The sequence below is a fragment of the Herbaspirillum rhizosphaerae genome, from assembly GCF_001189965.1.
GTDB classification, from domain to species: domain Bacteria; phylum Pseudomonadota; class Gammaproteobacteria; order Burkholderiales; family Burkholderiaceae_D; genus Herbaspirillum; species Herbaspirillum rhizosphaerae.
Genome location: NZ_LFLU01000013.1, coordinates 26,738 through 33,361, shown reverse-complemented (window position 1 = coordinate 33,361; position 6,624 = coordinate 26,738). Strand labels below are relative to the sequence as shown.

8 protein-coding genes are annotated in these 6,624 nt (G+C 61.4%); 6 read left to right on the top strand and 2 right to left on the bottom strand.

The window, feature by feature from the left end:
• Positions 1-124 precede the first annotated feature (124 nt).
• The 6 genes from AKL25_RS16895 (at position 125) to AKL25_RS16870 (ending at position 5,276) form a co-directional block, all read left to right on the top strand.
• On the top strand, positions 125-700 hold the full coding sequence (locus tag AKL25_RS16895; protein WP_050478878.1) for a YcjF family protein: 576 nt from the start codon (positions 125-127) through the stop codon (positions 698-700).
• A 147-nt stretch (positions 701-847) separates the two neighbouring features.
• Complete coding sequence (locus tag AKL25_RS16890; protein ID WP_050478877.1) at positions 848-1,642, top strand: thioesterase II family protein; 795 nt, start codon at positions 848-850, stop codon at positions 1,640-1,642.
• A gap of 13 nt (positions 1,643-1,655) precedes the next feature.
• Positions 1,656-2,249 (top strand): hypothetical protein, encoded by a 594-nt coding sequence (locus AKL25_RS16885; RefSeq protein WP_050478876.1) that lies wholly within the window; start codon positions 1,656-1,658, stop codon positions 2,247-2,249.
• A 15-nt stretch (positions 2,250-2,264) separates the two neighbouring features.
• A complete protein-coding gene (locus AKL25_RS16880) occupies positions 2,265-2,462 on the top strand; it encodes a hypothetical protein (RefSeq protein ID WP_050478875.1) in 198 nt (65 codons plus the stop codon).
• Between the two features lie 4 nt (positions 2,463-2,466).
• A complete protein-coding gene (locus tag AKL25_RS16875) occupies positions 2,467-4,113 on the top strand; it encodes a cyclic peptide export ABC transporter (protein ID WP_050478874.1) in 1,647 nt (548 codons plus the stop codon).
• Positions 4,110-5,276: a prohibitin family protein gene (locus AKL25_RS16870; protein ID WP_050478873.1), complete on the top strand. Its 1,167-nt coding sequence runs from the start codon at positions 4,110-4,112 to the stop codon at positions 5,274-5,276. The genes AKL25_RS16875 and AKL25_RS16870 overlap by 4 nt, the downstream gene beginning before the upstream one ends.
• Before the next feature lie 18 nt (positions 5,277-5,294).
• On the opposite strand, the gene AKL25_RS16865 is transcribed toward AKL25_RS16870, so the two are convergent.
• Together AKL25_RS16865 and AKL25_RS16860 are read right to left on the bottom strand one after the other, a co-directional pair.
• Positions 5,295-5,744 carry a DUF697 domain-containing protein gene (locus AKL25_RS16865; protein WP_050478872.1) on the bottom strand — a complete coding sequence of 150 codons (450 nt, stop codon included), beginning with the start codon at positions 5,742-5,744 and terminating at the stop codon, positions 5,295-5,297.
• Positions 5,745-5,769: 25 nt separating this feature from the next.
• Positions 5,770-6,543, bottom strand: a complete 774-nt coding sequence (locus AKL25_RS16860; RefSeq protein ID WP_050478871.1) for a 4'-phosphopantetheinyl transferase family protein — start codon at positions 6,541-6,543, stop codon at positions 5,770-5,772.
• Between the last annotated feature and the right edge of the window lie 81 nt (positions 6,544-6,624).

The window sequence follows — 6,624 nt, the reverse complement described above, 5'->3', positions numbered from 1 at the left end:
ATGTGTTCGACTGATTTCCCGATAGTGACGCTCTGTCAAATGCGGCAGAGTCTTTTCCCGAAGCCTTGAGCTAGCCGTCAGGTCTCATGCGCGTCAGGGCGTTTAATTTATGAAGGAGATTGCAATGAAAACTACCGATCAAGCAGAAGAAACGATCACGGCAGAAGCAGCGGCAGCCGAACATGCGACTGAGCAAACGACTGAGCAGACCGCAAAACTGACTCCGGCCGAAGTCGAAAACGAGGCGCTGCATTCCATCAAAAATCATGCAATGACAGCCATGGGCGTGGGCATCCTGCCGATCCCGGGTCTTGACCTGATCGCGCTGACAGGCGTGCAACTGAGCCTGCTGCGCAAGATCGGCGGCCTGTACGGCTTCACGCTGTCCGACGAAACCGGCAAAAAACTGCTGGGCGCGGTGCTCGGCGGCTACTTGCCGCTGTTGATTGCAGGTCCGGTCAGCAGCGTCCTGAAGTTCATCCCGGGCGTCGGCATCGCTGCAGGCGTCCTGGCGCAATCCACGCTGGCAGGTGCGACCACTTATGCGGTCGGCAAACTGTTCCTGCAGCACTTTGCATCGGGCGGCACCTTGCTCGACGTCGATACGAAAGAAATGGGGCAGAAGCTGAAGCAGCATGTTCAGGAGGGCAAGGATTTCCTGAAGAAGCATGCGCCCGGCGCCAAGAAAGACGCAGTCTGATCGCTGCCGGCACGATTTGCTGGGAATTCGGCAGAGAATCCGGCAGGAAACCCTGCAAGAAACTGCATGCCGGAAGTGAATGCACTTCCGGTATTTTTTAGACGCCCCCTGGCGCTCGCATGCGTCCCGTGGAATGACTACTTTTCGATGACAGCAGCAGAAGAATCACGTCCCTGGTTTCCTTTCGGCATGGGCCGGGAGGAGGCGCACACCCGCTTGTTTTGCCTGCCCTTCGCGGGCGGAGGGGCATCGAATTTCCTTCCCTGGCGCGCCCGGCTGGCCGAGGCCGGCATCGGCGTGGTCCCGGTGCAATATCCCGGCCACGAGACGCGCCTGGGCGAAACGCCTTTGCATGCATGGGAAGACATGCTGGCGGCCTTGCAGAAATCGCTTGCGCCCATGCTCGATCGTCCCTATGCCTTGTTCGGCTACAGCATGGGCGCGCGTCTTGCCTTTGCGCTGGCGGCCAGACTGGCTGCGGCCGGTACGCCGCCCGTGCAGTTGATCGTCGCAGCGCACCTGCCGCCGGATCTGCCGTCGCCGGCCTTGCGGGCAACGGGCATGGATGACGAGTCGTTCAAAGCGCTGTTGCTGCAATATGGTGGAATCCCGGCAGAGATGGCGCGCGAACAGGGTTTCTGGGACCTCGCGCTGCCGGTCATGCGGGCCGACTTTGCGCTGGCAGCCGAGCCGCTGGACGCGGACGCCTATGCCGGCGCTGCAGCCGCTGCGTATCCGATCGCGGGCTACGCCGGCGCCGACGACGCGCATGCCGGCGCCAGGGCGATGGCCGGCTGGCGGCGTTTCACGAGAGCCGGTTTCGTCCTGAGAGAATTTGCCGGAGATCATTTCTTTCTCCGCAGCGCCGATATCTGTCCGGCGTTGAACACCGACCTGGCGCTGGCGCGGTCGGCCGATTTATCATCACTTGTCTCCGCCTGAGCGGAGCCGCACAATGAACAACAAAAGAATATTGCCGCCCGTCGCCGCGCTGCACGCAAAAAGAATAAGCCGGTCGACGCTGATGACGCTGATCACCACGCTGGCCGGACTGGCCGCGCTGACCTGCCTGCTGCCGGTGCAAGCCCGTGCACAGGACGCCAGCCATCATCTTGGCGCGGGTGCTTTCGTGTCCGATCAGCCGCTGCAGGAGCTGCTCAAGAAACGCCGTCCGAAGGGGCTGATCTACCTGGCGGTGCCGCAGGCGATCATGGTCGCCAATGAAGGCGGCAACCGAAAGCCGAGTTGTTCGCCGCAGATCCAGTTGACCAATTCGTCCAACCAGACGCTGGAAGAGCTGGTCGTCGGCATCCGCTACAAGAAGGCGGGCAAGACCATCGGCAGCACCTTGTCGCGCTTTTATCTGATCAAGACCGGCAAGCAGGACGTGCACTATTTCCCGAGCGTGCTGGACACCTCCGCGTGCGAAGAAACGACCGGCGAAGTCGAAGTCATCCAATGCCTGTACGACACCGGCGAGAGCTGCGCCCAGGACGTGCGGGCGTTGGAATACGGTGCAGTGCCGTTAAAAACGCAAGACAAGAAATAACAAGGAGCCTTCATCATGCCTATCGCATTTTTAATCTATGTCGTGTTGTGCCTGCTGGTTGCATTCATCGCGCGCAGGAGCAAGCTTGGATCGCTGCGCACGTTGGTGCTGGCGTTTTTGCTGACGCCGCTGGTGGCGTTTATTTACATCTTGCTTTTTGCCGCCCTCGACGACAAGAGCAAGACGTATACCCACGAGCCGGTAGAGCGCTGATCTGATGCGTCTGACCGAACTTCTTGTCCGCGATGCGCGGACTTCGCTGCAACGCCTCGGGCTGATGGCGCTCCTGGCCGGCGCGGCCAGCACCGGCATACTGGCGATCGTCAATTCTGCGGCCGCCTCGCAGACCGGCCACAGCAACCATCTGGTTGCCGTCGCGCTCTACGGCATCGCCTTGCTGGTGTATATCTTCAGCCAGCGCTATGTCTTGCAGACGACCACCGACGAAGTTGAGCGGATCGTCGACGAGCGTCGCCGCAGCCTGATCCGCAAATTGGCCGACTGCGAACTGCTGGGGGTCGAAAAGATCGGCCACGGCGCCATTTTTTCCGCCATCAACACCGACACGCAGACCATCTCGCAGACCGCCGGCAGCCTGATCCTGGGTGTCCAGGCGGTGATGATGATTTTCTGGACCACGATTTACATCGCCACCTTGTCGCTGCCGGCACTGGCGCTGGTGATCGTGGTTCTGCTGGTGGCGGCGCGGCTGTATCGCATGCGCGGCGAGCGCGCCAGCATCGATCTGCGACGCGCACACGATGAAGTGGTCGCCCTGCACGAAATGGTTGAAGGGCTGCTGGCCGGTTTCAAGGAAGTGAAACTGTCGAGCCGGCGCGCTGCCGAGTTGTTGCAGGATGCGGTCATGGTGTCCGGCAGGACGGCGTTCTTCCGCTCCCTGGCGCAGCGCGCGCTGGGCGTGAATTTCGTCTTTTCGCAAGTCGCCATCTTCATCTTGCTGGGCACGCTGGTGTTTATCTTGCCGGCATTGAGCACCAGCTTCGCCGACAGTACGGTCAAGGTGCTCACGGCTGTGCTGTTCCTGGTGGGGCCGGTGTCCGGCGTGATTTCTGCTGCGCCGCAGATCACGGTGGCCAATGCCGCAGCAGAGAATCTGTTGAAACTGGAAAAATTGTTTGACGAGAATGTGGAAAAAGGCATCGTCGCCGAGGATAAGCGGGAGACAGTTGCACCGGTATTTTCAGATTTCAGCACCATCGACTTGCGGCATCTGACCTTTGCGCGAGGCGAGGGCAGCGAACGCTTTGTGGTCGGCCCGATCGACCTGAGCATACGGCGTGGCGAGACCTTGTTCATTACCGGCGGCAACGGCTCCGGCAAGACGACTTTCATCAAGATGCTGACCGGCCTGTATCCGGCCGATTCCGGCGAGATACTGGTTGACGGCAGGCTGGTGGGCAGGGCCGACATGCAGCGTTATCGCGACATCTTCGGCGCGGTGTTTTCCGATTTTCATCTGTTCCCGACGCTGTACGGCGTCGAACGCATCGACCGTGAACGCGCGGCCAGCCTGATCGATGAGATGGAAGTCGAAAACAAGGCGCATCTGGACGGCCGCCGCTTTTCCACCGTCGATCTGTCGACCGGCCAGCGCAAGCGGCTCGCCCTGGTGGCGACACAGCTGGAAAATCCCCCCATCATGGTGCTCGACGAATGGGCTGCCGATCAGGATCCGCATTTCCGCGCCAAGTTCTACCAGCTTGTCTTGCCGCGCCTGCGCGCCGCCGGCATCACCGTCATCGCGATTACCCACGACGACAAATATTTCCATCACGCCGACCGCCGCCTCCACCTTGAGGACGGCCGCGTTACCAGTATCTCCAGCAAGGGAGCCGCAACATGAGCACCATCGAAGAATTCCACCCACCGGCCGCATCGGCATGGCAGCGATTGCGCCGGCGCTTGCAGTTTTTCAGCAACGACCTGCTGATTGTGGCCGTCATCCTCGTGGTGTTGCTGGCGTTCCTGCTGCCGTCGATGATCGTCACGATTCCGGCCGGCCATCTCGGCGTGTTGTGGAAGCGTTTCGGCGGCGGCACCGTGATCGATCACGTCGAGAAGGAAGGCACACATCTCATGTTCCCGTGGAACGAGATGTACATCTACGATGCGCGCCTGCAGAGCGTGGAACGCGAATTCGAAGTCCTGTCGTCCGACGGCCTGAAGCTGATGGCGACGCTGGCCTGGCGCTTCCGCGTGATCCCCGAACACCTCGGCGAGCTGCATAAATACGCCGGCCCGGAGTACGCCGAGACGCTGCTGGGCCAGTCGGTCGGCGCCCGCGCCCGCGACGTGATTGCGATCTATCGTCCGGAGGATATCTACACCAGCCATCGCCTGGAAATCCAGAACCAGATTTCGGAATCGGTGCGCTATGACATCAAGAATCGCTTCAACACGGAACTGCGCTCCGGCCAGAACTGGATCCTGATCGAAGACGTGCTGATCAAGCGCATCGTGCTGCCGGACGGCGTGGAAGACGCCATCGTGCGCAAGAACGTGGCGCGTCACGAGGTCGAACAATATGCCCTGATTGTCGAGAAGGAACAGCAGGAGAGCGAACGCAAGCGCGTGGAAGCGCTCGGCATCCGCAACTTCCAGGAAATCATCAGCGGCGGCATGTCGGATGCCTACCTGCGCTGGCGCGGCATCGAAGCGACGCTGGAACTGGCCCGGTCGGAAAACGCCAAGGTGGTCGTGATCGGCAACGACAAGACCGGCGGCTTGCCGTTGATTTCGATCAACGGCGACGGTGCGCCGCAGGACAAGAAGGACGCCAAGAACAAGCCAATAGGGCCGCGCGCCGACCTGGGCAAGGGCGATACCGGGCTCGAGCTGAAATCCGGCAGCCTCACCGGCAAGGGCGCGACGGGAGCGGCAGAGAAGCTGTCTTCAATAAAACCTGAACCCGCCGGCAAACCGGCTGCGCCGATTCCCGACTTGCAGGCGCGAGAAACGCATCGCAAGGAACGACGCCCTTCGCCCGACCATCCCCCAGTGCGCTAGGTCACCCGGGGCGCCGGGTCAGGCTCTCATTTCAGACAATGAGGGCTTGATTTCGGCAGGCGAGGGCAGGTCTATGCGTCCGGTGGCGATCAGGCGCTCCAGCAGCGCCTGACCGAGGACGTAGGTATACGCCGCGCTCAGGCCGGCCGATGGCAGGGTGCCGGCAAAGTAACTGGCGAAAGAGAGATAGCGCAGTGCGGTCGCGCTGATGCTGCCTGGCGAAAAGCCTCCCAGGATGCCGGTGATGACGTCGCGCGCCGCGTGGCGATTGAATTCGGCGCCGTAAATCCCGCACAGCTTCTGCGCCATCCTGATCTGTACCGACATCGCCGCGGCCATGTCGAGCAAAGGCACAGGAATAACCATGCTGACGCCGGCCATGGATGTGTGGCGGACGATCACATCCTGCGCGTGCAAGCGATGCAGTTCGGATTTGGTGATTGTGGTGATCGGGGCGGGCGGATTCATCTTTTCTCCTCTGGACGGCGGACGATCACGCCGATCCGGCGACGATGTTGAGTTGCCACATGCGAATCTCGCGGCAGTCGCCATGAGCGGAAACCGCGCCGACATGATCCGGCGTCGGCGGCAGATCGGCGCAACGCCAATTCGGCAACGCCGTGCCGGGCGGCGCCTGCCTGAGCCAGTCGGTCGCGCCGATGCCACAGTCCACGGCGTAGGAATCCAGCGGCAGCGACAGGCCGCGCCCGACGGCTTTTGCCACCGCCTCCTTACGGCTCCAGCAACGCATCATCGCCTGAGGCGGGTCGGATGCCTCGCGTATCGATTGCCGTTCCTGCGGATGGAACGACGCCGCGATGTCGGCAAAATCTGCGGGCGCCTGCGCAGACTCGATATCAATCCCGATTTCGCAATCGCGTGCCAGCGCCAGCCACACCTGCATTCCCGAATGGCTGATATTGCCCTGTAGCGAGGCGCCGGGAAAGACCGGCTTTCCCCAGGGATTAAGGTCGAATTCCTGTATGCCGCGCATGACGCCATAAGCAAGCGCAGCCTGGCGCAGCAGGGCGCGTCCATACAAATGCCTTAGCGCATCCCCGGTATGCAGGAAACGTCCGGCGCGCGCTTGCTCCGACACAGACGTATATTCATAGCAACAATCCGGGATCGCAGCAAACAGCGCCGGCGCCAGCGTCACGCCGATACACAGCGCGGCGTGGGGAGGCAGCACGGGAAACGCAATCTCCAGCACAGCCTGCGCCGAAAGTGCTGCCGGAGGGATCATCTGCAAATCAGGTGCAGCCATGGTGAATCGTTTGGATTGTCGGTCTGGTTGAACAAAGATGGCGGTTGAATTCAGCCGACAGTGTATACGCGGAGACGACTG

What these genes read in the sequence shown, in the direction of transcription:
- AKL25_RS16885 (WP_050478876.1), top strand. Translation starts at nt 1,656, where the DNA reads ATGAACAACAAAAGAATATTGCCGCCCGTCGCCGCGCTGCACGCAAAA.
- AKL25_RS16895 (WP_050478878.1), top strand. Translation starts at nt 125, where the DNA reads ATGAAAACTACCGATCAAGCAGAAGAAACGATCACGGCAGAAGCAGCG.
- AKL25_RS16880 (WP_050478875.1), top strand. Translation starts at nt 2,265, where the DNA reads ATGCCTATCGCATTTTTAATCTATGTCGTGTTGTGCCTGCTGGTTGCA.
- AKL25_RS16875 (WP_050478874.1), top strand. Translation starts at nt 2,467, where the DNA reads ATGCGTCTGACCGAACTTCTTGTCCGCGATGCGCGGACTTCGCTGCAA.
- AKL25_RS16860 (WP_050478871.1), bottom strand. Translation starts at nt 6,543, where the DNA reads ATGGCTGCACCTGATTTGCAGATGATCCCTCCGGCAGCACTTTCGGCG.
- AKL25_RS16865 (WP_050478872.1), bottom strand. Translation starts at nt 5,744, where the DNA reads ATGAATCCGCCCGCCCCGATCACCACAATCACCAAATCCGAACTGCAT.
- AKL25_RS16890 (WP_050478877.1), top strand. Translation starts at nt 848, where the DNA reads ATGACAGCAGCAGAAGAATCACGTCCCTGGTTTCCTTTCGGCATGGGC.
- AKL25_RS16870 (WP_050478873.1), top strand. Translation starts at nt 4,110, where the DNA reads ATGAGCACCATCGAAGAATTCCACCCACCGGCCGCATCGGCATGGCAG.